This is a genomic window from Clostridium psychrophilum (assembly GCF_018861705.1).
Lineage (GTDB): Bacteria > Bacillota > Clostridia > Clostridiales > Clostridiaceae > Clostridium_AD > Clostridium_AD psychrophilum.
The window spans coordinates 37261-62680 of the sequence record NZ_JAHLEC010000001.1 but is presented as its reverse complement, the minus strand read 5'-3'; the positions used below and the strand labels follow the sequence as shown (position 1 = coordinate 62680).

Here is a 25420-nt window from a genome sequence, read left to right as displayed (position 1 = left end):
TAAATTTATAACTGTGGATAAATTTAATAATAAATAGGCACATTAAAATAGATAACAGGCTAAGGATGAAAGTATTCTGACTTATTATTTATTTTAATGTGCCTAAATTATCGTTTAAACAATTTAGATAGAAAACTAGATTTCTTAGTGCTTATTTCTTCATCAAAGTTATTTTCTGAACATTTAAGATTCTCGGTAGAAACTGAGGATGAGTTTTTATTTTTGAATTCGTCTTTTTTAATTAAATCTTTCATGTCTCTAGCAAGTCTTTTTAAACTTTCTTTAACCTCTGGGGTTGTTATTACGCTACTAAACCAGATTAAAGAATCATTAGCATGGCCGGTACGTCGATTTAACTCTCCAATAAGATACATTATATTATATTTGTCCAGACCATATAAAGGAAATGCTTCAACGTAATATGCATCCTTAAGTCTTTCTAGGGCTTGGTCTAAATATTTTAGTTCCAGTTTTTTGGCGTTTTCTGTTTCCAATAATCTGTACATCCAAGCGAGTTTTAAACAATTAATTGCCATCTTACTTGATTTTGCGTTTATAACTATATAATTTAAGAGCGATAACTTATATCTTTCAATGGCAATATGAATATCATAAATTTTTGGATAAGTTCTTCCACGCCATTTAGATGTAATTAATTTGGATACTTGTTCTATTTCTATAGTTCTTAGAGTATTAAAGTCTGATCTCATGGCCGCATAACCACAACTATTACAAACCCAAACATCATAGAAATAAGGATTAATTAAAGAATATCTAATAAAAAAATCACTGTCTTTGTTTATCATTCGGTAAGCTGAGGATTTTACTGTTAAAGCATTAAATACATTTTCGCATACAGGACAGGTAACTTTTGTATTATATAAAGGAGATTTTAGTTTGTTTTCCAATTCATTTTCTTTTATAATTTTATTATTTTCATCACCAATGTTGGCATTAATTCCAAAATCAGAAATTAAATCATCATGATTAAATATTATTTTTTTATCCATTTAAACACCTCAAAATAAGATTTAATGTGGTATGATTAGTTTATATAATTTGGTAGATTTTACTTTCTTAGTAGATTATATTAATTTACTACTTAATTATAACAGAAAATTAATAAAATTATAGTATCAATATATGTAGTAAACCAAAATTTCCTAAATGTTAATATTAACAACAAAGTGATATAAAATTTTATGCAAAGGACTGAGTTTATGGCAATAAGAGAGTGGAAAAAATTTTTAATTCCTTATGAACAGGGTGTAGAAGAGTTAAAAGTAAAATTCAGAAGTATAAGAAGAGAATATAGACGTAAAAATGATTATTCACCTATAGAATTTGTTACAGGAAGGGTAAAAGAAATATCTAGTATTCTTGAAAAGGCTAATAAATTCGGTATTCCTTTAGACAAAATTGAATTCGAAATGGAAGACATTGCAGGTATAAGAATAATGTGTCAGTTTGTAGATGATATTGATAAGGTTGTAAATCTAATTCGTGAAAGACAAGATATGCAGATAGTTTATGAGAAAGATTATATTGCAAATGTAAAAGACAGTGGATATAGAAGTTATCATATGATTATAAAGTATCCTGTGAACTTAGCTGCTGGAAAGACCGAAATACTTGCAGAATTTCAAATAAGGACTTTGGCAATGAATTTTTGGGCAACAGTAGAGCATTCTTTAAACTATAAATATAAGCATGACATACCTGAGTATATAAGAAACAAACTTAAGAATGCTGCAGATGCTGCATTTCAGTTAGATGAACAAATGCTAGAAATTAAAGATGAGATTAAAGATGCACAAAAATTGTTTGAGGTAAAATCAAATTTGGTATCGGATATAATGAATAATATCCTTATGCTTTCATCTCTTGGGAAACTAGTTGATGCAGCTAGTTATAGAGAAAAATTAAAAAAATTGCTCGAAGAAGGCGAAGTTTTTGAACTTAGTAGTTTACTGAGGGCGACTCAGAAAACAGTAGATATGTATGGGTCATGATCATCACCTTTGGTACTAATTAGTTAGAATAAATGCAAAAGAAGAGTGGAACGTTTTTAGTAAGACGTTCTACTCTTCTTTTATATTAATGAAATTCTTTACCATTAATTGTTTTAGGAAATTATTGTAGATGATTTTTATTAGGAAACTACAATATTAACTAGTCGTCCTTTAATTACAATCACTTTGCGCACAGTTTTGCCTTCAAGAGCTGTGATGATAAGTTTATCATTAAGTGAAATCTCTTTTATTTTTTCTTCAGTTAAATTATTAGCTATAGTTATTCTAGACTTAATTTTTCCATTTATTTGAATAGCTATTTCTACTTCATCTTTAATAAGAGCATTAGCATCAAATATAGGCCAACTTTGATTAAATACAGAGTAAACCATACCTAAAGTTTCCCATTTTTCTTCTGCAAAGTGAGGAGCAAATGGAGCTAAAAGTTTAAGATAATCAACAAGCACCTCTTTTAAAAACTTACTGTTTTGATTTTTTTCATTAACATATTTGGATATAGCATTTGTGAGTTCCATGAGTCTTGCAATTGCGGTATTAAATTGTAGCTTTTCTGCATCTTCAGTAACTCCTTTTATCGCAAAATGCCTCCAATAGTTTAATTCTTTCTCCTCTGCGCCAATAGAGGTTGAATTATTAGTTTTCTTTAAAATTTCACAACTTCCAGTGTCAATTGCCCTTTCAATTCTATCAAAGAATTTTGATATAGCCTTTATACCATCATCACTCCAAGCACCACCCTCAGTATAACCAAAACCAAACATTAGGTACATTCTAAATACATCTGCTCCATACTCTTTTATGTACTTATCTGGAGATATGGTGTTTCCTTTTGATTTACTCATTTTTAATCCATCTTCTCCTAGAATTAAACCTTGATGAGTAAGAGATAAGAAAGGTTCATCAAAGTTTAAATATCCCATATCACGAAGAGCCTTTGTGATGAATCGTGCATAGAGCAAGTGCATACATGCATGTTCAGGTCCACCTACGTATTTGTCTACAGGAAGCATTTTGTTTATTAAGTCTGTATCAAAAGCTTTTTCACTGTTTTTATTATCTACATATCTTAGATAGTAGAAAGAAGAACAAACGAAGGTATCTAATGTATCAGCTTCTCTATGAGCAGGCCCCCCACAAACAGGACAAGTAACATTCATAAAATCTTCGCATTTAGCTAAAGGTGATTCTCCATTTGGAGTGAATTCTACACAATATGGTAAATTTACTGGAAGCTGATCTTCACGAATAGGAACAGTTCCACATTTATCACAGTAAATTATTGGAATAGGAGATCCCCAATATCTTTGTCTTGAAACTAACCAATCACGAAGTCTAAAGTTAACCTTTTCTGCACCTAAATTCATGCCTTCCAATTTTTTTACTATTGCTTTTTTACCATCATTTGTAGATAAACCATTAAATTCTTCACTATTTACAATTTTACCATGCTCAGTGTAAGGAAGAGGCTGATCATCTCCATTTACACTCTTTTTGCCGATGATTACTCTTTCTATAGGTAAATTATATTTAGTTGCGAAGGCAAAATCTCTATCATCATGAGCTGGAACAGCCATTACACAACCAGTTCCATAAGTGTTTAGAACATAGTCAGCAATCCAAATTGGAACTTTGCGTCCATTTATAGGATTGATAGCATATGAGCCAGTAAATACACCAGTTTTATCACGTGTAATAGACTGCCTTTCTATATCGGTTTGTTTCCTAGCATCATATTTATAAGCTTCAACAGTTTCTTTGTATTCGTCTTTAGTGAGAACTTCAACAAGATCATTTTCAGGTGCTATAACTACATATGAAACTCCGTATAGAGTATCTACTCTTGTAGTGAATACGCTAAAAGATACATCAGAATCTGATACTTTAAAAGTAACGTCAGCGCCAGTAGATTTACCTATCCAATGTTTTTGCATTGCTTTGGTTTTTTCAGGCCAATCCAAGGTATCAAGCTTTTCTAGTAGTTCATCTGCATAGTCAGTAATTTTTAAAAACCATTGGGTTAAATTCTTTTTAGTAACTTCGGTTCCACATCGTTCACAAGTACCGTCTGCTAAAACTTGTTCATTTGCAAGTACTGTATTACAACTAGGACACCAATTTACAGGGGCTTTTTTTCTGTAAGCAAGACCTTTCTCAAATAATTTTAAGAATAACCATTGAGTCCATTTATAGTAATCAGGGCGGCATGTAACAACTTCATGATCCCAATTAAACATCGCTCCCATAGCTTTTAATTGCTTTTTCATAGTAGCAATATTTTTTTCCGTAGAATCTTTTGGGTGAACGCCTGTTTTTATTGCGTAGTTTTCAGCAGGTAGTCCAAAAGCGTCAAAACCCATTGGTTGAAATACATTATACCCCTGCATTTTTTTCATTCTAGCCCAGGAATCTACAGGCGCATAGTTAAACCAATGTCCAGCATGTAGTTGGCTTCCAGATGGATAAGAGAACATTTCAAGTACATATAACTTTTTATCCATATTATTTTCGTCAAATTTGTACAAATTAGTGTCTTCCCACTTTTGTTGCCATTTTTTATCAATGTTTGTATTGTATTTTCCCATTAATATTCCTCCTTAATACGTTTTAAAACCATCATAAATATTTTATACTTTGATCATCAACTTTGGTGCTACAATATTTGTATGTAATAATATGTTAAACACGAAAACAAAAAAACCTTCATCTCAAATAAGAGACGAAAGTAAAATTCCGCGGTACCACTCTAGTTAGGCATTACACCTCACTTACGAATATAACGGTTTTAACCGTACTTGTTTTTAACAAGTAAGCTTTTACTTAAAAGTAAGCTCTTACTTAAAAGTAAGCTAGGCAAGTTCATATTATATCATTACTGCTTCACACCGAATAGCAGCTCTCTTAAGTGATGTAAATATTACTACTCCTATTTAAAGCTATTTATTATAATAGTATTTGCTTATTATTGGATTATTATCCATTATAATTTAAATAAATTAATGTGTCAAGACTATGCACTTATCATATTAAATATTCAAAAACAAATATACAGTTTTATTTTTTTTATCTTATTTTAATTTTTTTAGAAGGCTTTTATTTGCATAGTTTATAAAGGATGTAAGTGCATAATCATATATTACAAATGCTATTTCTATAGCAAGTATTACCAAATATATGTTTACATTTATATTTGGAATTTTAAAAAACAATAATTTATATATTTCTAAAATTATTACTGATGTTATATTAAAATATAATAATTTTAATATTATTTCTAGTGGAACATTTCTTAATTTTTCTATAAAATATTTTACAAAACCATAAGAACCAAAAATCAATATATATAGAGCACTTATGATTTTTGAAGGTATAATAAAAAAGCTAAGTAAGGAAACAGCACTATATACTACAAGGGTATTCTTTATTCCAGTTATCATAATGGAAAGAGGAATAATGCAAGAAGCTATTCCTAATATAAATAATTTATTGGTTGGTAAAATGGAGGAAAGGTATAGCAATATTAAACTTAGTGCTGTGAATATACCACCCTTAGCAATACGGTTAGATCTCATCAAATCATCTCCTAATTAATGTTATTAGCAGCAAGAAATCATATCCCCACCAAAACATTCACAGATAGTATCTGCACACCACAAGTTGAGACACATATTACCCATATCGGAATTATTGCCACGCCTTCCATTATAATTATCTCTGTAATTTGAATTCCTATTATTTAGTTCATTAAAACTACGCCTATATTCCATATTACTTGGATCCTGAGTGCAGGCTGTGCTAATAAAATTATAAGCGCTATCATGCCAACCTTTTTTGAGATGGACCATACCCATTAAAAAATTCCACTCAGCAGTTTTTGTATTCATGGAGGTTAATTTTTGCTCAGCAGAGGGAACATTTCCACTATTTAAATCCATTCTTATAGATTGATATACATTGTTATTAGTATAGTCATTATTTGAAGATGAACCTGAATCACTTTGAGAATTATTATTGTATGATGAACCATTGTTATTAGATGAACCATGATTTTTCATAAGTGAATCATAAGCCTCATTTAGTTCTCGCATTTTAACTTCAGCTAAATCTTTTAATGGATTATCCTCAAATTGATCAGGGTGATATTTTTTTGCTAGCTCTCTATAGGCTTTTTTAATCTCATCTTTTGATGAATTTTCTTTTATACCAAGTACCTCATATGGGTTTGTCATCTTTATCTTCCACTCCTTTTAAATAATCGTTATTGTTGTTATTAAAAACTTTATCCATTTTTTCCATTAACCCGAGTTCTAGTATATTATATAATATATCTTTATTCTTGATTAAAGGTAAATTGTTTAAATATTTTAAACATAATGCAGCGCACGTAGTTAATAGATAATCAATTCTTGGTTTTATACATTTCGAAAAACTATTAAAATCCAAGTTATCTAGATTAAACAATGAATTTATAGCATTAAAAGAATTGCTTTTTATATCTTTTTCTAAATCATCATAAGCATCTATAATGTATATCCACTTACCTAAATTATATCCAAGCCAATATAAATTATCTTTAAAAGCAGCTTCTTTATAATAAAAGGATATTATATAACCAGTAAGGTCGGCAAAAACATCAGATAATTCATCTATACTCATAATATCGTTGCGTCCTTCTAGAGTATTTAGTAATAAAAGTTTTTCTTTTGTATAATCCATTATATCAGTATATGCATTTTTGGGATTTTTTAAATAGGTCTTCAAAAATATAGATAAAACTTTGCTCTTAATTGTTTTATTATCGTAAACATCATCCATTAATTTATAATAGGCTAAAGTAACATTACAAAAGGCTGCATAATCTATTGCATCATTATCATTAATTATAATCCTCTTTTTTGTTGGATGAATTAAACACCTGAATTTTCTAAAGCTATATTTATTTTCCGATAGTGAGTCTAGAAGTATTGCTAGAAAAGTCATATCATAATTTAATGTAAGTCTTGGAAAGTTACCATAATTCTTTTTAAGTGAGTTACATAGACCACAATAATAAGCTTTAAATATTTCATAGTCTTTTATTTTCATCTCCATTTTACATGGAGTTACATATCCAAACATTACAGCTCTTTCACTATTTTTTTTGAATTTAATATTTCATAAATAGTTTCAGATGTAGTATCCTCTAAGCTATATCCTAGCAAGGTCACCACTTCTATTATTTCAGCTTCATCGGCACTTTCAATTTCTATATAAGGGAATGGACAAAAATCTTTTTCATTTATATCTATTTCTATAAGAGTATTTTTATATCTATAACTCTCTCTATATTTTTTAATTGATTGAATTAGATTTAGTCCTAAGGATTCAAATATACCTTTAGCTGCGATTTCATCTTTAATTTCTGATTCATGTTCATCCATAATTTTATATTTATCTTGACTTATAAGTCTTTTGGTAGTGATATAATGTACTGTTGAATTTGTTAATTCGTCATGAATAGTACGTATTCTTGCATAACCTTTGTTGGTTAGTAGCCTTTTATCTGAGAAATCATAAATATTATTTATTTGGTTTTCCTGTTTTACTTTTTTTGCATTTATATTTGATAGTTTTCTGCGAATTTCTTTAACATCAATATCTATAATTCTAGTTTCTATTTCCTTCAAAATTAGCCTCCTTGTGATGCTATTAGGTAATTAATTGTAAGTTTCTATTTTATTCGTTAATTTTGATTATATCATAACTTAAAATAAAGTAACATTAATAATTGATTAAAATTATTAAATATACTATAGGTAAATAAGGAAAGCTTTTATTATTATATGAAATATTAAGAATAATAGCAGTATATAACTTTGTCATAATTATTAATACATAGTATAATAGTTAGGCACATTCAAATAAGTAGATTATGTATCTCGTCAGGCAATGACTACAATTCAACAGGGGTAATGCCCTGCAACTCTTTAGGAGATGATTGCAGGTATGCAGGAGATAAATCTATAGTAATATATTTTAATGTGCCTTAGATAATTATTAAGGTGGTGTTTTTTTGGAGTATATAAAAGAAGTTAATATAAATGAAGCAATTATTCATGTTCTAGATAATAATGCTGATGAGCCTATATTGAATGAATATGCATTAGAGTTAGATGAGGAAAAATATAATTTTTTACTTAAACATATACAGAAATGTTTAAAAGATGAGGAATTAAAATATGGCGTTTTTAATAAGGAAAGCAATGTAGTAAAAGATTTATCTCAAGAATACTTAAATGGCGAGAATAATTTACTAGTTGTATCTAAAGAGATAGCAAAACAGATGTTTTCATTAATGAGGTCTAAAGGAAGTATACCATCATGTGATTTGGTAATAGTATCTTTTACAACAGAGTTTGGACCAATACTTGGGATATTTAAAATGGATTATATTAAAAACTATGTTCATACTATTGAGTTTGTTGATAATAAATTAGGAATTGATATAATATCTCAGGTTACAGGGTTACCAGGTAGTTCACAAAGAATACAAAAGTGTGCTTTTATAAAACCAATTAGAGAAGAAAATAATTTTGATTTAATGGTTATAGATAAAAAGAGTAAGTCTAAAGATACTGAGGAAAATGCATCAGACTATTTTATTAATGACTTTTTAGGATGCAGTATTTTTGATAATGAAAGAGATGTTACTAAAAACTTTGTGAAGGCCGCTGAAAAATTTACACAAAAGGCATTTGCAGAAAATGCAGACAAAGCGGAAGTTGTTAGAAGTACTATAAAAAGAAAACTAAGAGAAGAAGACAATATTGATGTTAAAAAATTGTCTGAAGAGATTTTTCCAGAAAACAATGATAACAAGGAAAAATTTGTTGAGTTTATAGCAGAGCAAGGAATATCCGAAAATATTACTCTTGATAAAGAATGGATAGACAAAAAACTAAAAAGAGTAAGACTTAAAATTGATAAAGATATAGATTTATATGTTGACGAAGAAACTTATCATGATGATAGTCGTTTTGAAATACAAAGGAATGGTGACGGAACTATTAATATGGTAATTAAACATGTAAGTAATTATATAGAAAAGTAGATATTACGCGTATTGCAATACGACTAATGCATTCATTTCGCTAATAACTGCTAATTGTATTTTTAATTAATCTGCTAAAAAGCATAAACTCGCTACGCTCAAACATATGCTTTTCTTAACGCATCTTATTTAAAAATACAATAAGAAGTTCTAAAGCTCGCTTCAATGCATTATACGTAATATATACTTTTCTTGCGCATAAAATATTTCTTGGCTTCCTATATAATAAAACTAAAAGACCCACAGTATATTCTACTGTGGGTCTTTTAGTTTTAATTATTTTATCTAAATTATTTAGATGAGTTACTTGAACCTAAAACGTTAGTAATTTTACCTTCAACTAATTTAGTTATGTTGTTTCTTGCTTCTCCTAGATATTTTCTAGGATCTATTTCGCCAAGATTTTTTGTAAGTACTTTTCTTATTGAACCAGTCATTGCAAGTCTTAAATCAGTATCCATGTTTATTTTACAAACAGCCATAGAAGCAGCTTTTCTAAGCATTTCTAATGGAATTCCTTTTGCACCCTTCATTTCTCCACCAAATTCGTTAATCATAGTAACATATTCTTGATCTACAGCGGATGCTCCGTGAAGAACTATTGGAAAGTTATGAAATCCAGCAGCTTCTAATTTTTCTGTGATTAAAGCTAATCTTTCAAAATCAAGTTTAGGTTCACCTTTAAATTTGTATGCACCGTGACTTGTTCCAATAGCTACAGCTAATGAGTCAATACCAGTTCTTGTTACGTAATCTACTGCTTGATCTGGATTAGTATATGTTGCATCTTTTGCTGAAACATTAACAGCATCTTCAACACCAGCAAGTTTTCCAAGTTCAGCTTCAACAACGACACCTTTAGAATGAGCAAAATCAACTACATCTTTAGTTGTTCTTACATTTTCCTCATATTCAAAATGAGAACCATCATACATTACTGAAGTGAATCCAGCAGCTATTGCAACTTTAACTGTAGCCATATCAGGACCGTGATCTAAGTGAAGTGCAACTTCAAGACCTGTGTCTTCAACTGCTGCCTCTACCATTTTTCTTAGGTAAGTTGGTCTTGCATATTTCAAAGCTCCAGCTGATACTTGAAGTATAACGGCTGATTTATGAGTCGCACAAGCGTCAATAACTCCTTGAATTATCTCCATGTTATTGATGTTAAATGCACCAATTGCATATTTTCCTTCTATTGCATCTTTGAACATTTTAGTAGTAGTAACTAAAGCCATATTAATTCCACCTTTCAAATTTTTGTCGCAGGGACATATAAAGTCCCTGCGGGACATTTTGGATATACTATAATTATAAGCTATAAATAGACTATTTTCTACCCCTTTATCATAATTCATTCATATGATTGAAAAAATCAGAATATATTTCCTAGAGATACTCTTTCATGAGCCATTATATGACTTACTAGATGTTTTAAAACATGCACAGTTGCTAAACCTTCAGATCTATCTTTATTTTTTATATATTGAGTCAATTTTAAAATCTCTGTGTCTATATAATCTAAATCTTCATGATGAGTATATAAGGTTAAATATTTAGAAGTTTTGTTCCATTCGGATATGTAATTTAGTGATAAATTGTATGCAGATTGATAATTCCCTTTAATTATATAGTTTTCAAGAGTAGAATTCAAATTTTGCAAATGATTGCAACTGTGGGTTATATAATTTGAAGATAGAAATATCCCTATAATCATTACAATGAATAAGGAGAAGGCTATCATAACGTTTTTCATAGTGGTTTATCCTTCCCTTCCCTAAGTTGATAATAAAATTTTTTGTTAGAATCAAGCATTCCTATGAAAAGATCATTTGAATTGAAAATTTTATGCTGCTTTAAAACATTGTTTAGCCAAGTTTCATCTTTTTTTATAAGTTCCAAATTCTTATAATTTATGTTGCCATCCATAATTAAAGGTATTGGTAATGACTCTTGAGTTACATTTATATTTAAATCATCCTTAGTCGCTGCAGATATACCAGTTTTAGGCAATATTGATAGCTGACCACTTGTTTCTAAAATAGCATATTGAATATCCGATAAATTAAAGTACCCTTTTATTCTAAGCTCTTCCAATAAATCAGTTATGTTAAATCTTTGATACCTTAGTTCTTCAATATCAATTTTGCCATCTCTAATTAATATACTTGGATTTCCTGTTAATATTCTCCTAGCTTTTTCACTTTTAATTTCAATAAAGGATGTAGATACTTGGAGAAAGAGCAAGGTAATTATTGGTATAACCGCATGTATAATTGGTATTCTTATATCTTCCATAGGATAGGTTGCGAGATCAGAAATCATTAATGCAATTACAAGCTCGAAAGGTTCAAGCTGTCCTATTTGTTTTTTACCCATCATCCTCATAATAAATGTAACGGCAAAGTATAAGAAAAAAGTTCTGATTACTAAAATAAACATAATATCACCTCTTTACTATATAATGTATATGATTTGTTTAATTACAAAAATTATAAGGGGGACATGATACATTTTTTAAATCTTAACGTATAATAGTATTAATCACTAAAAATTAGGGGATGGTTTTATGAGTAGTTTCAACATAGTACTTAAGGATGGTAGAAAAATTTTAGTGGAAGAGGGAACTATGTTAAATGATATTACTAAAGAAAACAATTTATTAAATGATTTACCTGTAGTTTTAGGTAAACTAAATAATAAATTTTATGAACTAGGATCTACGATTACACAGAGTGGTGATTTTGAAACTATTGATATTACAACTAGAATAGGAATGATGACATATGTTAGAACTCTTCAATTTGTTTTAATAAAAGCAATCTCTGAATTGTTCCCTAAAGCTAAAATCTCTATTGAACATTCTTTAAGTAAAGGTCTGTTTGGAGAAATCCATAAAGCTGTTGCATTAGATATTGATGATATATATGATATAAAAAATAGAATGAGTGAAATAATAAAGGCTGATATTCCCATAAGAAGAATAGCATTTTCTAAAGCTAGGGCAGTAGAAATCTTTATGGGATATGATATGCAAGATAAGGTTAAACTATTAAAATATGTTAGTGCAAAGGAAATAAAACTTTATGAATTAGATGGTAGATATGACTATTTCTATGGTCCAATGGCTTATTCAACAGGAATATTAAAAACATTTGATTTAATATACTATGAGCCAGGATTTATATTAAGATATCCAACTAGTGACGCACCTGATAGACTCCCTAAATTTCATAAACAGGAGAAGTTAGCTAAAGTGTTTTATGAAGCTGCACAATGGGGTGAAATATTAGGGGTTGGAAGTGTTGGTGCATTAAATGATGAAGTAGCGAATGGCGATATTGTTGAATTAATTAGAGTTGCAGAGGCACTTCATGAAAAGAAAATTGCCTATATTGCGGATATGATTCATCAACATGAATATGTAAAATTAGTGCTTATTGCAGGGCCTTCTTCATCAGGAAAGACAACATTTTCAAGAAGACTTGGTATTCAATTAAGAGTAAATGGAATAATACCAATATATATTTCATTAGATGATTATTTCCTTAATAGGGAAATAACTCCAAGAGATGAACAGGGTGATTATGATTTTGAATCTATATATGCACTAGATTTAAAACTTTTTAACAAGGACTTAGAATTATTGCTTAAAGGTGAAGAGACTCAGATACCAAGTTTTAATTTTAAAACAGGAAAAAGGGAATGGCATGGGAATAAAATAAAAATTCCTGAAAATGGAGTCGTGATTGTAGAAGGAATACATGGATTAAATGAAACATTAACTTCTTCCATATCAAAGGAAAGTAAATTTAAAATATATATAAGTCCTTTAACGCAACTTAATTTAGATGATCATAACAGAATATCTACAACAGATGTAAGAATGACAAGAAGAATAGTTAGAGATTATCTTTCTAGAGGATATGATGTGGAGGATACATTGAAGATGTGGCCATCGATAAAACGTGGTGAGGAAAAAAACATTTTCGTATTTCAAGAGCAAGCGGATGTTATGTTTAATTCAAGTTCAGTTTATGAGCTTTGTGTACTTAAAAAGTTTGCATTAGTGGAGCTTAATAAAATTGGGGAAGAAAGTTCGGTTTATTTTCAAGCAAACAGATTAAGAAGTTTTCTCAACTTTTTTAAAGATGTAGATAAAGATTTAGTACCAGATAACTCAATAATAAGAGAATTTACTGGTGGAAGTTGTTTTTATAAATATTAATTAGTAAGTGAAAACAAGTAATTACAAGGAATAACAAAGGAGAAAATCATGAAAAACTATAGTGCGTTTGATATATTAGGCCCAATTATGATAGGACCATCGAGTTCTCATACGGCTGGTGCAGCAAGGCTTGGTAAAATTGCATCTATAATTGCAGGAAAAGGCATAACATCAGTAAAATTTATTTTGCATGGTTCTTTTGCTAAAACTTATAAAGGGCATGGAACTGATAGAGCATTGACCGCAGGAATATTAGGAATGGATCCTTGGGATGAGAGGCTTAAAGGTTCTATGACTATTGCCAAAGAGCAAGGACTCCATATAGAGTTTGCCTGCGACGATTTGGGTGATGTTCATCCTAATACAGTAAAGTTTATTATAACAAAGAAAAGTGGCAGGATAGTTGAAATTATTGGCTCATCTGTTGGAGGAGGCAATATTTTAATATTTGAAGTTGATGGACAGGCGGTTGAATTTACAGGTAAGTGTCCAACAATTATAATTAGTCATAAAGATATTCCAGGTATGATTTCAAAAGTAAGTACCATTTTATATAATGAAAATATTAACATAGCAGTAATGAAAGTATATAGGAATAGTAGAGGCCTTAAAGCTGCTATGCTGTTTGAAACTGATACCATAGTTCCAGGGGATGTTATTAGTAGAATTAAGTGTTTGGCAGATATATATAATATAAGAGAAATATCACCGATACCGCAGTCTTGATATAAATAGGAGGGAATAAAAGTGTTTGTAAACAAAGGAATAAACCTTATAAATATATGTAAGGTAAAAAACATGTCAATATGTGAATATACAATAATGTGTGAAGTAGAAGAAAGTGGTCTTTCACGATGTGAAATAGTTGAAAAGATGAGAAAAAATTTAAGTATAATGAAGGAATCTGCACAGTATGGACTAACACATGAAACAAAATCGATGAGCGGTTTAATTGGGGGGGATGCAATTAAACTAAGTAAATATGGGAAAACTGGAAATTCATTAACAGGTGAATTTATGATCAAGGCTATGGCAAGAGCTCTTTCTTGCTCAGAAGTAAATGCAACTATGGGTAAAATAGTTGCCGCGCCAACAGCTGGGTCTTGTGGAATAATTCCGGCAGTAATTATTACAGCTGGTGAAAAGTTAAATAAAACTGAAGATGAGCTAATAAACGCTTTGTTTACGGCTTCAGGTGTAGGAATTTTAATTGCTAAAAATGCTACTTTATCAGGAGCAGAAGGTGGATGCCAAGCTGAGTGTGGATCTGCCGCTGCAATGGGAGCTGCAGCTGTAGTTGAGATGATGGGTGGGACTCCTTCAATGGCACTAAATGCAGCGGCTATAGTTATAAAAAACATATTAGGATTAGTATGTGATCCAGTTGCGGGTTTAGTTGAGGTACCATGTGCTAAGCGTAATATTGCTGGAGCGGTAAGTGCTTTAACTACAGCAGATCTTACAATGAGTGGTGTTACAAGTAGAATTCCATTTGATGATACAGTGATTGCTATGTATAAGGTTGGAATGCAATTGCCTTGCGAATTACGAGAAACAGCTATGGGTGGACTTGCAACAACACCTACAGGTTTAAAAATGGCTGAAGACATTTTACTAAAACAAGGTATAAGTAAGTAAAGCACAGGAGTAATGAATTTATCTTTTACTAAGTATCAGTAATATTTTATTCTTTATTTATTTTATATGCCTTAGCATAATTTAATTTAGATAATAATATAATTAAACTAAAAGGTGATTATTTGGCACATAGAAGAGTAGTTGAGAACTATTATGATGATATAAATAATTTAGCAGATTTGTTAAACAAACTAGTTAGTTCTTATAGGCTATTAATAGGTGGGGCAAATGAATTAAATGGAATTGCACTATCTAAAAAAAGCGATGTTAAGGAAGCACTTAAAAGAGCTAATGGAGTTGGAGACATTATTGATCAAACAATAAAGGTGTTAGATGATGCTAGCTATGGGTATATGTCTTATTGCAAAATGAAAACTGAAATTATGAAAAGTAAGCTTCAAATAGAGTATATAGAATCAGAGATTGATGAAGAGTTAAGGTTAAAAGACTAAAAAGGTGTAAGGATGTTTCCTACACCTTTTTAATTTTTAATTTACTTATCATAAGGTAAGAAAGTATAAACATTATAGTAATAGTAAGAGGAAAATTATGATTCGAATTTAAAGTTACTAATGCGTATAATGCTAAGAGTATACCAGCTAAAGTAATAGGAAGGCCAGTATAGATATTATCAAATTTAGAATTATTGTACCTAGCTAATCTATAAGCTCCAGCTACAGGGAAAATTAAAAAACAAACATAACCTAAGTAGTTTAAAGATATGAAGTTATATAAATTAAATATAAGAAGAGATGGCGCAACACCAAAAGATACTAGATCTGCTAAGGAATCCAATTCTTTTCCTAAAGCGCTAGATACTTTTAGAAGACGTGCTACTTGACCATCATACCTATCCATGAGACCAGCTAATAATATAAAAATTGCGGATAACTTATAATCTGATTGAAATGTCATTAATAAGGATAATAAGCCAAAAATTAAATTTCCAAATGTAATAATATTTGGTACTGAAGATTTCTTCATTAAACATCACTCCTAAAATTGTAAAATTTCATATAAACACAAACATCATGATAACATATATTTATAAAAATTATCTTAATTATACATCATTTGGTAGCAATATTTAAGTACAAAACCATAAAACTTATTTTTGAAAAAAATGGGAAAAATAAATATAAAAAATATTAATATTAACCTTTATTTATGGATAAAATAATCATAAATAAAAATTTTATTTATTTATTTAACTATAAAGGAGGTTTTAAGATGAAAGTTAGCGAAATAATGACTAAAGATGTTATAAGTTTGTCAGTTGATGATAGTATCAAACATGCTGCAGAGCTTATGAAAGAGTACAACATAGGTTCAATTCCAGTAAATGCTGATGATAGAGGAATAGTTGGTATAATAACTGATAGAGATATAATACTAAGATGCGTTGCAGAAGATAAAGATATAAAGATTCAAAACGTAAGGAGCATTATGACAACTAACCCGGTAGTAGGGGATGAAAATATAAATGTTTGTGATGCAGCGAGGATTATGAGTGAGAGGCAAATAAGGAGATTACCAATAACCTCAAATAATCAGTTAGTAGGAATAGTCACACTTGGGGATTTAGCATTAGAACCAAACCTTCAGGATGAAGCTGAAAAAGCATTGAGTGAAATTTCAGAAACTTGCGCTCACAGTATTTAGAAGGTAGATTTAGTTAGTTTAACAACATTTTGGAAGCTTTAAGTCTGCCATCTTCTATAAGTGGTAGTTGTCTAGCCTAGGAAAATTACTTTGGTGGCAGCCTAAATTTGCTTCCAAAGTTGTTAATATTGCAGCTCCACAGGAGATGATTTAATAGAAAGTTAATGTTATAAAAGTTATTACTTGTTTTTGTTAACTTAAGTAGAAATCCACAAGAAAATACAATCTTGTGGATTTATTTTTAAAGATGTATACTATATAAATAAATCATCAAATTTAAGGGATAAATAGGAGAGAATGTAATGAAAAAGGTAAAATTTATATACAATCCATATTCTGGAGAAAGTACTATAGCATTAGATTTAGATAAAATTATAATGGTTCATCAAAAGTATGAGCATATAATAGTGCCATATAGAATATGCAATGAATATCCTATGTCAAATGCCTTCGCAGATATCAATGAAGGTTATACATATGTATTGATAGCAGGTGGAGACGGAACAATAGATAGTGTGGTAAATGAGATGAAAAAAAGAAATATTAATTTACCTATAGCAATTCTCCCAGCAGGTACTGCAAATGATTTTGCAAATTATATAGGCATGCCTCATGATGTATGCGATGCATGTAATCAAATACTTGAAAGTAATGTAAAAAAGATAGATATAGGAAAGATAAATGACAAGTATTTTATGAATGTAGCTAGTACAGGTTTATTTACAGATATATCGCAAAATATGGATATCAATTTAAAAAACACCATAGGAAAATTGGCATATTATGTTAAGGGAATTGAACAATTACCTAATTTTAGAAAATTAAAAATAAAAGTCACTTCAGAAGAAGTTTGTTTTGATGGAGATATGTATCTAATGTTAGTGTTTAATGGGCAAACCGCAGGAAGTTTAAAATTTGCATACAATGCTAAGGTAGACGATGGACTTTTAGATGTAATTATAATAAAGGCTGGTATTATGAAAAACATTTTAAATATTTTTATTAAAATGCTTAGAAATGAGCATTTAGAAAATGTTGAAGGAATTATTTATTTTAAGACTAAAAGATTAGAAGTGGAATGTTTTGAAGATATAGTTACAGACATAGATGGTGAAAGAGGACCAGATTTTCCATTAATTATAGAGTGTGAAAAAAATGGAATATCTATTTTAGGAACTAAAATATAGATAATTAGGCATATTTTCATATATAGATTAATAAATATTAACAGTAGTAATTTTAGGGAGAGTTTATGAATATATATTTTTTACTATTGTCAATAATGATTTTCCTATTGTATGAAGGTATAATTTCTAGTTTGATTTATGCACCTAAAAAAATAAAAATAATAATTACTATAGCTTTAATTTTAATGACGTTTAGATACATAGCTTTAATAATTCTTTTGATTGTAGTGAATCAAAATTATTTATATTTATTAAAACCTGCGGTGTATACAAATTTTTTATGTATACCTATATGTGGAATTCTTTCAGTTTTTATATTTGCAAGAAATGATAAAGTTAAGTTTAGAAAAATTGCAATTATGTGTTTTATGTTATGTATAGTTTACTTTATTGTAATATATAGGTCATTTGTAGATATTAGTATATCAAATATTTGTGGATATACTTTAATACTAAACTTAAAAGACTATTTTAATGTTATACTACTTGTGATTAATTCTATTTTTATAGTGAAAGGTATAGAATTGTCGAGTAAAACTTATTCTAATAAATTGGGAGCTATTTTAATAACAATATCTGCGAGTATTACATTAATATCAGTCCTTTTAACATTAATAAGCATAAATTCCGAATGGTTATTGCTTGGAGATATATCTTGGATAATAACTATAGATTATGGCTTATTAAAATTTAAAAGACTAAGTCATAAAAATTGAAAGTATTAAAAAAAGGTATGTAAAGCTATTTATAGCTTTACATACCTTTTAATTTTATACTTGTCGTTTATTAGGATTAAATTTATGCGAAGGTTTTGTTGTATTCTTATGTGATGGTTTTGTATCAGTTTTTAAAGCTGATTTCGTAGTTGTGCTTAAAGTACTTTTTGTATCAGTTATTGGGGCACTTTTCTTAGAATGTTTTCTTCTAGAAAATTTAGCATTAGTATGTGCCTTTGTAGGTCTTTGTGGTATTAATGAATCCTTATCAGAGCCAATTAAATCTTCCCTATGAGCTTCAATAAGAGCTTCTTTTACTAGTTTATAATTATCAGGATTTTTAAATTGAAGCAGAGCTCGTTGCATATTTTTTTCCTTTTGAGTATTTGGAACATAAACCTTTTTCTTAGTGTAAGGGTTAATTCCTGTATAATATATTGTTGTTGACAGACTACCAGGTGTTGGATAAAAGTCTTGAACTTGCTCTGGGGTATATCCCATTTTATTTATATATTCTGATAATTTAATAGATTCTATTAAGTCACTACCTGGGTGGCTGGACATAAAGTATGGAACCAAAAATTGTTTTTTATCTATTTTTTTATTGAATGCTACATATTTTTTTACAAAAGAATCGTAAACTTCTCTTTTTGGTTTACCCATTTGGTCTAGCACTTTGTCACTAATGTGTTCAGGTGCTACTTTTAATTGTCCACTAATATGATGTTCACACAATTCTTCAAAAAATGTAGTATCTTTGTCGTAGATTAAATAATCATATCTTATTCCAGAACGAATAAACACTTTTTTAATATTTGGAAGGGATCTAACCTTTCTTAATAGATCTAGATATTCACTGTGATCAATAATAAGATTTTTGCAAGGCAATGGAAACATGCATTGTTTGTCTTTACATACACCTACTTTTTCTTGGATTTTACAAGAGCGATGTCTAAAATTTGCAGTAGGGCCACCAATATCATGAATATATCCTTTGAAATTTTTTAAGGTAGTTAAAAGTTTTGCCTCATCTATGATAGATTTTTGGCTTCTATTTTGTATAACTCTACCTTGATGAAAGGTTAAAGCACAAAAAGAACAACTACCGAAACAACCTCTATGACTTGTTATAGAAAATTCAACTTCTTTTATTGCAGGAATACCACCTTTTGCTTCATACATAGGATGATAAGTTCTAGTGTATGGTAGATCGTAAGTTATATCCATCTCAGCTTGCGTTAAAGAAAATTGAGGAGAGTTTTGGATTACATACCTATCGTTATGTTTTTGTACTACTATTTTGCCTCGTATATCATCTTGTTCTTGAGCTTGTAATTTATAGCTTTCTGCATAAGCATTTTTATCTGTAGAAACAGCTTCAAAGGAAGGTACCTCTATGAAATCTTTAAGATCATCAATTTCTTTTGCAGCATATACAGTTCCTCTAATAGAAGTCATTTTGTCTACGGTCATACCGTATTTAAAAAGATTAGCAATTTCAACTATAGTTTTTTCGCCCATGCCATACATCAGCAGGTCGGCTTTAGCATCTATTAGTAGGCTTCTCCTTACTTTATTATCCCAATAATCATAATGTGCAAATCTGCGTAGACTTGCTTCTATACCACCAATTAAAATTGGAACGTTTTTAAAAGCTTGTCTTGCACGACTACAGTATACAATTACTGCTCTATCTGGTCTATGACCTGATTCTCCACCTGGCGAATAAAGATCAGTGTGTCTTCTTTTTTTTGCGGCAGTATAGTGATTTACCATAGAATCTATATTGCCGGAGTTTATTATAAATGCAAATTTAGGTTTTCCAAGTTTTCTAAAATCATCTACGTTTTCCCAATCAGGCTGTGCTATAATTCCTACGTTAAAGCCTTCTCGTTCTAAGGTTCGTCCTATTATAGCTGTACCAAAGGATGGATGATCTATATATGCATCCCCTGTAATTATTATAAAATCTAATTGAGATATGTTTCTTTCTTTTAAATCATTCATGCTAACAGGTAAAAATTGTTTGTTTACTATCATATAATCCTCCTAAGAGATTAGTCGAACTTTGGTCTATGAATCTGGGTTTATGAACTTTGATTCATAGACTATAGTTTGTTTGCGTGTATTAATTCTATTTAATAATATTAACATATCTATTGAATAATATGAACTACAAAAGTGTGATAATAAAATTTAAATTAAAGATAAGATAAATATATTTTATTAATAATGAAAAATAAACTGATATAAATATTTATACTTAATTATATTGCCTTTTAGTTAGAAAAGTAAAATCATATAAAAATACACGATGATACTAACTTAGATTATAGTAGCAAAGTGTATTTTTTTTGGAATTTAACACAAACTAATATTATTATAAAAAAAGGCATTCTTTTATTTAAGGAGGGATAAGTTTGAAACAAAAAAAACATTTACTCAAAAGATGCGGCGCTGTAGTTATGATAATTTTGATTGCGTATTTTACAAGTGAAGTTTATTTTAATATTTCTAATAAACAAGCTTTAGCACAGGTTTATAAATATGGATCACGTGGTGAACAGGTTAGACAAATTCAAAGTAAATTAAAAAGATGGGGATACTATAAGAATAATGTTGATGGAATATATGGATATAATACTTATCTTTCTGTTAAGTCTTTTCAAAGGAAAAATGGAATAAAAGTCGATGGACTGTCCGGGAATAACACACTTGTGGCACTTGGAATTATGACTAGTAAATCAACTCCTACTGCAGCACCGTCCAGCAAAAACGTAACTAATAGTAATGATGTTGCTTTAGTCGCTAGATTAATAAATGGAGAGGCTAGAGGTGAACCTTATGAAGGTCAAGTTGCTGTTGGAGCAACGATTTTAAATAGAACAAGAGATGCAAGATTTCCCTCTACTATAGCGGGAGTGATTTATCAACCAGGCGCATTTACAGCAATTGTAGATGGACAAATAAATGCAAAAATTGAAGCAAATTCTACGAGGGCTGCAAGAGATGCATTAAATGGATGGGATCCATCTGGAGGGGCTGTATTCTATTTTAATCCGGCTACTAGTACTAATAAGTGGATATGGTCACGGATATTAATAAAAGTAATTGGTAAACATAGATTTTGTAGGTAATTAAACACATCTTTATTCAAGGTTAATGTAAAAGGCTAATTGGCGTTTTCTATTAGAAATAGAAAATTAAAATTAGCCTTTTTTTAGAAAATTATAGGATCATTACTAATGATTTATATAAACATTATTCGCTTATACAGTATTTAATTGTTAAATCAAGAGTACATAATATAGAATCCATATGAGTCCTTTCATATCCATGTGAAGCAAATATTCCTGCACCAATTAAAGCTGTTTTTATGTCCCAACCAGCTTTTAAAGCAGCGGATGCATCAGATCCATAATGTGGGTATACGTCTATTTTATAATCTATTTTTTCTTCTTTACATATTTGTGTTAGTTTTTTTCTTAGGTCTAAATCATAAGGGCCTGATGAGTCTTTAGCGCAGATACAAACACTATATTCAGATGAATTCTGATCAAGGCCTGGGCAACCCATATCTACAGATATAAATTCTTTAGTTTTTTCAGGTATTGACGCGCAGGCTCCATGTCCAACTTCTTCATAATTGCTAATAAATATGTTTATCGTATAAGGCAACTCAATTTTGTTATCTACTATGTATTTAATAGCATAAAGTAAAATTGCAACTGATGCCTTATCATCTAGATGTCTTGACTTTACAAAGCCTTTTTCAGTAAATATTGTTCTCGCACAAAAGCAAATAAAATCGCCAACACTTATTCCTAATTCTTCTACTTCTTTTTTTGAAGAGATTTTTTCGTCGATGATTACTTCCATATTTTCTGAGGTTCTTTTAAGTTCTCGTGCATCATTACCACTAATATGTACTGAAGGTTTTGTTGTTTGCACAGTTCCTGTGAAGGTTTTACCATCAATAGTTTCTATAGTTACATTTTCACCTTCTATTGAATTCATCATAAAGCCACCTATTGGATCTATTGATAAAGAACCACTAGAATTAATTTTTTTTACCATTGCCCCGAGGGTATCGACATGAGCTGAAAGTGTTCTCTGGTAATTATTATTTTTGCCTTTTAGGGTAGCTATAACGGCACCTTTATTAGTAACGAGATGTGGCACACCTAGAATATTAAGTTCATCTTTTATGTAATCCATGATTTTTTTGGTATAACCAGAGGGACTTGATATTGAAAGAATGTTCATTAAGTAGTATTTAAGTTTATCATCATTATAATTCATAATATCGCTCCTTTAGAAATATATTAATACAAGTATAATTTTACCATAAAAGAGGCTGAATTAAAACCGCAAGGTTTATTATAAAAATCTAATAATAAGTGAGACTTAGGGAGCGTGAAGGGTATAGGGTTATTGGTTTAGGTAGAATAATACTCATGAGTAAAAAGGAGTTTGTATATGAGAAATAAAGCAACCATAATATTAGGAGCTTTAGTTTTGCTGAGTATAATTATATTTAGCAGCTACTCTTATATTAAAGTAAAACAATGGGATTCTTTGATTTTACCTTCTGTAAAAATAGAAAATGAAGATTTAACAGGTAAAACTAAAGAAGAGGCCAAGATAATAATGAATAAGAAATATTCGAGTGAAATAATCAAGAAAAAAATGACCATAGTAACTGATGATAAAAAATATACTTTAGATTACGCAAATTTAGATGCAAAATACAATATAAATGAAGCCATAGATCAGGCAATTAACTATGGACAAAATATGAATATATTTCAAAAATATATAGCTATCATAAATCCTGATAACAAACAAATAAAGTTAACATTTAAATATAATGGTAAAATAGTTGATGAAACATTAGCACGTATAACTAAAGATACAAATAAAGAGCCTGTTAATGCGGCAATAACAATGCGAGGAAGTGGTAATTTCACTGTGTCTAGTGAAATTTCTGGAAAGCAATTAGAAATAGTTAAAATTAAAAAAGAAATTAAGAGTAAAATGAATGGTATTCTCCTAGCAGCTAATATAAATATCAATGCTCCGGTAAAGGAACTAAAACCTAAAATTACAGCAATTGTCTTAAAAACAATAAACACAAAAATATCAAGTTATAATACAAGCTTTGAAAGTTCAAAAGAAGGCAGAGCAACAAATATAAATTTGTCTACTAAAAGTATAAATGGCACACTAATTATGCCAGGAGATATTTTTAGTTTTAACGGTGTTGTAGGGCAAAGGACGGCAGCAAGGGGATATCAAACTGCAGGAATAATTGTAGGAGAAAAATTTGAACAAGGATTAGGTGGGGGAATATGTCAGGTATCGTCTACTTTGTATAATGCGATGCTTTCAACTTCAATTATATCTTTAGAAAGAATTCATCATACTATATCTTCGGGTTATATCCCGAAAGGACAAGATGCAACTGTTGATTATGGAAATCTTGACTATAAATTCAAAAACACCTTTAAATATCCAATATATATCGAAGGGACCATATTAAATAAAAATATATATTTTAATATATATTCTAATGCTACATTAACTAAAAGAACTTATGAAATTGTGAATGAAATATTGGAAGTCACAGAGCCAAAAACGGAAATAGTACAAGACCCTGCTAAATATGAAGGTGAAACAGAAATTACAAAAACCGGTCATGCAGGATTTAAGGTTAGAGTATCTAGAAAAACTTATGAAAATGGTAAACTTGTTAATACTGAAATTATAAATAAGGACACATTCCGTGTTATTAATGGTATTATAAAGGTCGGTATTAAGAAAACATAACGTTTTTATTAACGGTATGTTTTCTTTTATGAAGAGATAATATATTATATCAAAATGAATTTACAGTTAATGGGCATATAAAGAAAATTATTATGCTATAAAAATACTATAATGCTATAGTATTAATGTTTTAACGATTAGGAACTAATGAGGAGGAAAAAATGGATTATAAATTAATGTGTATAGATATGGATGGTACATTGTTAAATGATAAAAAAACTATCAGTGAGAGTAATCTTAGAGCTATAAAATCAGCTAATGAAAAGGGTGTGAAAATTGCAATATGTACATCTAAAATTTTTACATTCGCGGAGTATTTGTCAGAATTGTTGGGGGTTAAGTCACCGGTTATTGCGTCTAATGGAGCTTACATTATGGAGAAGGATAGAAATGAAGTGGTGTATAATGCAACTATAGGTGTGGAAAAATGCAAAAAACTCTTAGCTGTGTTTAGGCAGTATGATATATGTCCACATTTTTATACCAAGGATATAGTTTTTACTGAGGATATAATACTTTCTACGCGTTTTTTTAAGGAAGCTAATGAAAAGTTATCAGATGACAAACAGGTTAAGGTAAAATTTGTGAAAGACTGGGATACGGTATTTAGAAAATATGAAAGTAAAATTTTTAAAGCAATAGCAGTAGATAAGGATATTGAAAAAATAAAAAAAGCAAAAATAGCATTAAAAGAAACAAATGAATTTGAAGTTGTAAGTTCTAAAATTGATAATTTTGAAGTAACAAATAAGGGAGTATCAAAAGGGAATGCAGTTAAAATTTTAGGAGATTATTATGGGATAGAAAGTGAGCAGGTTATTTGTATAGGCGATAGTGAAAATGATTTATCTATGATTGAATTCGCAGGACTCGGTATTGCTATGGGAAATGCTTACGAGTCAGTGAAAGAAATTGCACAGTATGTAACTGATACAAATAACTGTGATGGGGTAGCTAAGGCTATTGAAAAATTTGTGCTAGAAGTGTAAAATGTTTTTAATTTATGTATATTAAAATGAGATCTATATCAACCTAATTAA

Annotated in this window: 24 protein-coding genes and 1 other annotated feature; of the genes, 12 read left to right on the top strand and 12 right to left on the bottom strand. The window is 29.6% G+C overall.

Annotation, left to right across the window (positions count from 1 at the left end; all coding sequences use genetic code 11):
* Positions 1-107: 107 nt before the first annotated feature.
* On the bottom strand, positions 108-959 hold the full coding sequence (locus KPL38_RS00385) for a DUF2225 domain-containing protein (protein ID WP_376769010.1): 852 nt from the start codon (positions 957-959) through the stop codon (positions 108-110).
* Between the two features lie 261 nt (positions 960-1220).
* Here KPL38_RS00385 and yjbM point away from each other — a divergent pair, with 261 nt between their 5' ends.
* Entirely contained in the window at positions 1221-2012 is a 792-nt protein-coding gene (gene yjbM / locus KPL38_RS00380; protein WP_216285413.1) for a GTP diphosphokinase, read from the top strand.
* Between the two features lie 140 nt (positions 2013-2152).
* Here yjbM and leuS read toward each other — a convergent pair whose 3' ends face one another.
* The 5 genes from leuS to KPL38_RS00355 all read right to left on the bottom strand — a co-directional run bounded on the left by leuS (position 2153) and on the right by KPL38_RS00355 (position 7696).
* A complete protein-coding gene (gene leuS, locus KPL38_RS00375) occupies positions 2153-4615 on the bottom strand; it encodes a leucine--tRNA ligase (protein ID WP_216285411.1) in 2463 nt (820 codons plus the stop codon).
* Between the two features lie 127 nt (positions 4616-4742).
* Positions 4743-4973 (bottom strand) — a binding site (T-box leader).
* 125 nt (positions 4974-5098) lie between these two features.
* Positions 5099-5602: a hypothetical protein gene (locus tag KPL38_RS00370; RefSeq protein WP_216285409.1), complete on the bottom strand. Its 504-nt coding sequence runs from the start codon at positions 5600-5602 to the stop codon at positions 5099-5101.
* A 24-nt stretch (positions 5603-5626) separates the two neighbouring features.
* Positions 5627-6259, bottom strand: coding sequence for a J domain-containing protein (locus tag KPL38_RS00365; RefSeq protein ID WP_216285401.1), 633 nt, complete (start codon positions 6257-6259; stop codon positions 5627-5629).
* On the bottom strand, positions 6243-7148 hold the full coding sequence (locus KPL38_RS00360) for a DUF5685 family protein (RefSeq protein ID WP_216285399.1): 906 nt from the start codon (positions 7146-7148) through the stop codon (positions 6243-6245). The genes KPL38_RS00365 and KPL38_RS00360 overlap by 17 nt, the downstream gene beginning before the upstream one ends.
* Positions 7148-7696 (bottom strand): class IV adenylate cyclase, encoded by a 549-nt coding sequence (locus tag KPL38_RS00355; RefSeq protein ID WP_216285397.1) that lies wholly within the window; start codon positions 7694-7696, stop codon positions 7148-7150. Before KPL38_RS00355 ends, KPL38_RS00360 begins: the two co-directional genes overlap by 1 nt.
* Positions 7697-8082: 386 nt before the next feature.
* Between KPL38_RS00355 and KPL38_RS00350 the strand changes: the two genes are divergently transcribed.
* The gene (locus tag KPL38_RS00350) at positions 8083-9120 is read left to right on the top strand and encodes a nucleoid-associated protein (protein ID WP_216285388.1); all 1038 of its coding nucleotides are present in this window, start codon (positions 8083-8085) and stop codon (positions 9118-9120) included.
* Positions 9121-9410: 290 nt separating this feature from the next.
* On the opposite strand, the gene KPL38_RS00345 is transcribed toward KPL38_RS00350, so the two are convergent.
* From KPL38_RS00345 to KPL38_RS00335, 3 genes are all read right to left on the bottom strand, one after another.
* Positions 9411-10358, bottom strand: a complete 948-nt coding sequence (locus KPL38_RS00345; RefSeq protein WP_216285670.1) for a ketose-bisphosphate aldolase — start codon at positions 10356-10358, stop codon at positions 9411-9413.
* A 137-nt stretch (positions 10359-10495) separates the two neighbouring features.
* A complete protein-coding gene (locus KPL38_RS00340) occupies positions 10496-10876 on the bottom strand; it encodes a DUF4363 family protein (protein WP_216285386.1) in 381 nt (126 codons plus the stop codon).
* The gene (locus KPL38_RS00335; protein WP_216285384.1) at positions 10873-11562 is read right to left on the bottom strand and encodes a DUF421 domain-containing protein; all 690 of its coding nucleotides are present in this window, start codon (positions 11560-11562) and stop codon (positions 10873-10875) included. Before KPL38_RS00335 ends, KPL38_RS00340 begins: the two co-directional genes overlap by 4 nt.
* A gap of 127 nt (positions 11563-11689) precedes the next feature.
* Here KPL38_RS00335 and KPL38_RS00330 point away from each other — a divergent pair, with 127 nt between their 5' ends.
* The 4 genes from KPL38_RS00330 to KPL38_RS00315 all read left to right on the top strand — a co-directional run bounded on the left by KPL38_RS00330 (position 11690) and on the right by KPL38_RS00315 (position 15438).
* Positions 11690-13348, top strand: coding sequence for a nucleoside kinase (locus tag KPL38_RS00330; protein WP_216285382.1), 1659 nt, complete (start codon positions 11690-11692; stop codon positions 13346-13348).
* 48 nt (positions 13349-13396) lie between these two features.
* Positions 13397-14074 (top strand): L-serine ammonia-lyase, iron-sulfur-dependent subunit beta, encoded by a 678-nt coding sequence (sdaAB, locus tag KPL38_RS00325; RefSeq protein WP_216285380.1) that lies wholly within the window; start codon positions 13397-13399, stop codon positions 14072-14074.
* A 21-nt stretch (positions 14075-14095) separates the two neighbouring features.
* Complete coding sequence (gene sdaAA / locus KPL38_RS00320) at positions 14096-14986, top strand: L-serine ammonia-lyase, iron-sulfur-dependent, subunit alpha (RefSeq protein WP_216285378.1); 891 nt, start codon at positions 14096-14098, stop codon at positions 14984-14986.
* A 122-nt stretch (positions 14987-15108) separates the two neighbouring features.
* Positions 15109-15438, top strand: a complete 330-nt coding sequence (locus KPL38_RS00315; protein WP_216285376.1) for a hypothetical protein — start codon at positions 15109-15111, stop codon at positions 15436-15438.
* A 19-nt stretch (positions 15439-15457) separates the two neighbouring features.
* Here the strand turns inward: KPL38_RS00315 and pssA are convergent, their stop codons facing one another.
* Positions 15458-15970: a CDP-diacylglycerol--serine O-phosphatidyltransferase gene (gene pssA / locus KPL38_RS00310; RefSeq protein WP_216285374.1), complete on the bottom strand. Its 513-nt coding sequence runs from the start codon at positions 15968-15970 to the stop codon at positions 15458-15460.
* Between the two features lie 246 nt (positions 15971-16216).
* On the opposite strand from pssA, the gene KPL38_RS00305 reads away from it, so the two are divergent.
* The 3 genes from KPL38_RS00305 (at position 16217) to KPL38_RS00295 (ending at position 18551) form a co-directional block, all read left to right on the top strand.
* The gene (locus KPL38_RS00305; protein WP_216285372.1) at positions 16217-16648 is read left to right on the top strand and encodes a CBS domain-containing protein; all 432 of its coding nucleotides are present in this window, start codon (positions 16217-16219) and stop codon (positions 16646-16648) included.
* A 302-nt stretch (positions 16649-16950) separates the two neighbouring features.
* Entirely contained in the window at positions 16951-17835 is an 885-nt protein-coding gene (locus KPL38_RS00300) for a YegS/Rv2252/BmrU family lipid kinase (protein ID WP_216285370.1), read from the top strand.
* A 65-nt stretch (positions 17836-17900) separates the two neighbouring features.
* Positions 17901-18551, top strand: a complete 651-nt coding sequence (locus KPL38_RS00295) for a hypothetical protein (RefSeq protein ID WP_216285368.1) — start codon at positions 17901-17903, stop codon at positions 18549-18551.
* Positions 18552-18605: 54 nt separating this feature from the next.
* On the opposite strand, the gene KPL38_RS00290 is transcribed toward KPL38_RS00295, so the two are convergent.
* The gene (locus tag KPL38_RS00290; RefSeq protein ID WP_216285668.1) at positions 18606-20588 is read right to left on the bottom strand and encodes a YgiQ family radical SAM protein; all 1983 of its coding nucleotides are present in this window, start codon (positions 20586-20588) and stop codon (positions 18606-18608) included.
* Between the two features lie 428 nt (positions 20589-21016).
* Between KPL38_RS00290 and sleB the strand changes: the two genes are divergently transcribed.
* The gene (sleB, locus tag KPL38_RS00285) at positions 21017-21688 is read left to right on the top strand and encodes a spore cortex-lytic enzyme (RefSeq protein ID WP_216285666.1); all 672 of its coding nucleotides are present in this window, start codon (positions 21017-21019) and stop codon (positions 21686-21688) included.
* Positions 21689-21812: 124 nt separating this feature from the next.
* Here the strand turns inward: sleB and KPL38_RS00280 are convergent, their stop codons facing one another.
* Positions 21813-22853, bottom strand: coding sequence for a M42 family metallopeptidase (locus tag KPL38_RS00280; protein ID WP_216285366.1), 1041 nt, complete (start codon positions 22851-22853; stop codon positions 21813-21815).
* 177 nt (positions 22854-23030) lie between these two features.
* Between KPL38_RS00280 and KPL38_RS00275 the strand changes: the two genes are divergently transcribed.
* Positions 23031-24380: a VanW family protein gene (locus KPL38_RS00275; RefSeq protein WP_216285364.1), complete on the top strand. Its 1350-nt coding sequence runs from the start codon at positions 23031-23033 to the stop codon at positions 24378-24380.
* A gap of 161 nt (positions 24381-24541) precedes the next feature.
* Positions 24542-25369: a Cof-type HAD-IIB family hydrolase gene (locus KPL38_RS00270; protein ID WP_216285362.1), complete on the top strand. Its 828-nt coding sequence runs from the start codon at positions 24542-24544 to the stop codon at positions 25367-25369.
* The last annotated feature ends 51 nt before the right edge of the window (positions 25370-25420 follow it).

Bases quoted from the DNA above. Each gene is read 5' to 3' on its own strand.
- KPL38_RS00295 (WP_216285368.1), top strand. From the start codon at position 17,901: ATGAATATATATTTTTTACTATTGTCAATAATGATTTTCCTATTGTAT.
- yjbM (WP_216285413.1), top strand. From the start codon at position 1,221: ATGGCAATAAGAGAGTGGAAAAAATTTTTAATTCCTTATGAACAGGGT.
- KPL38_RS00305 (WP_216285372.1), top strand. From the start codon at position 16,217: ATGAAAGTTAGCGAAATAATGACTAAAGATGTTATAAGTTTGTCAGTT.
- sleB (WP_216285666.1), top strand. From the start codon at position 21,017: ATGATAATTTTGATTGCGTATTTTACAAGTGAAGTTTATTTTAATATT.
- KPL38_RS00360 (WP_216285399.1), bottom strand. From the start codon at position 7,148: ATGTTTGGATATGTAACTCCATGTAAAATGGAGATGAAAATAAAAGAC.
- sdaAB (WP_216285380.1), top strand. From the start codon at position 13,397: ATGAAAAACTATAGTGCGTTTGATATATTAGGCCCAATTATGATAGGA.
- KPL38_RS00340 (WP_216285386.1), bottom strand. From the start codon at position 10,876: ATGAAAAACGTTATGATAGCCTTCTCCTTATTCATTGTAATGATTATA.
- KPL38_RS00300 (WP_216285370.1), top strand. From the start codon at position 16,951: ATGAAAAAGGTAAAATTTATATACAATCCATATTCTGGAGAAAGTACT.
- KPL38_RS00345 (WP_216285670.1), bottom strand. From the start codon at position 10,358: ATGGCTTTAGTTACTACTACTAAAATGTTCAAAGATGCAATAGAAGGA.
- KPL38_RS00365 (WP_216285401.1), bottom strand. From the start codon at position 6,259: ATGACAAACCCATATGAGGTACTTGGTATAAAAGAAAATTCATCAAAA.
- leuS (WP_216285411.1), bottom strand. From the start codon at position 4,615: ATGGGAAAATACAATACAAACATTGATAAAAAATGGCAACAAAAGTGG.
- KPL38_RS00330 (WP_216285382.1), top strand. From the start codon at position 11,690: ATGAGTAGTTTCAACATAGTACTTAAGGATGGTAGAAAAATTTTAGTG.
- KPL38_RS00335 (WP_216285384.1), bottom strand. From the start codon at position 11,562: ATGTTTATTTTAGTAATCAGAACTTTTTTCTTATACTTTGCCGTTACA.
- pssA (WP_216285374.1), bottom strand. From the start codon at position 15,970: ATGAAGAAATCTTCAGTACCAAATATTATTACATTTGGAAATTTAATT.
- KPL38_RS00275 (WP_216285364.1), top strand. From the start codon at position 23,031: ATGAGAAATAAAGCAACCATAATATTAGGAGCTTTAGTTTTGCTGAGT.
- KPL38_RS00280 (WP_216285366.1), bottom strand. From the start codon at position 22,853: ATGAATTATAATGATGATAAACTTAAATACTACTTAATGAACATTCTT.
- KPL38_RS00370 (WP_216285409.1), bottom strand. From the start codon at position 5,602: ATGAGATCTAACCGTATTGCTAAGGGTGGTATATTCACAGCACTAAGT.
- KPL38_RS00270 (WP_216285362.1), top strand. From the start codon at position 24,542: ATGGATTATAAATTAATGTGTATAGATATGGATGGTACATTGTTAAAT.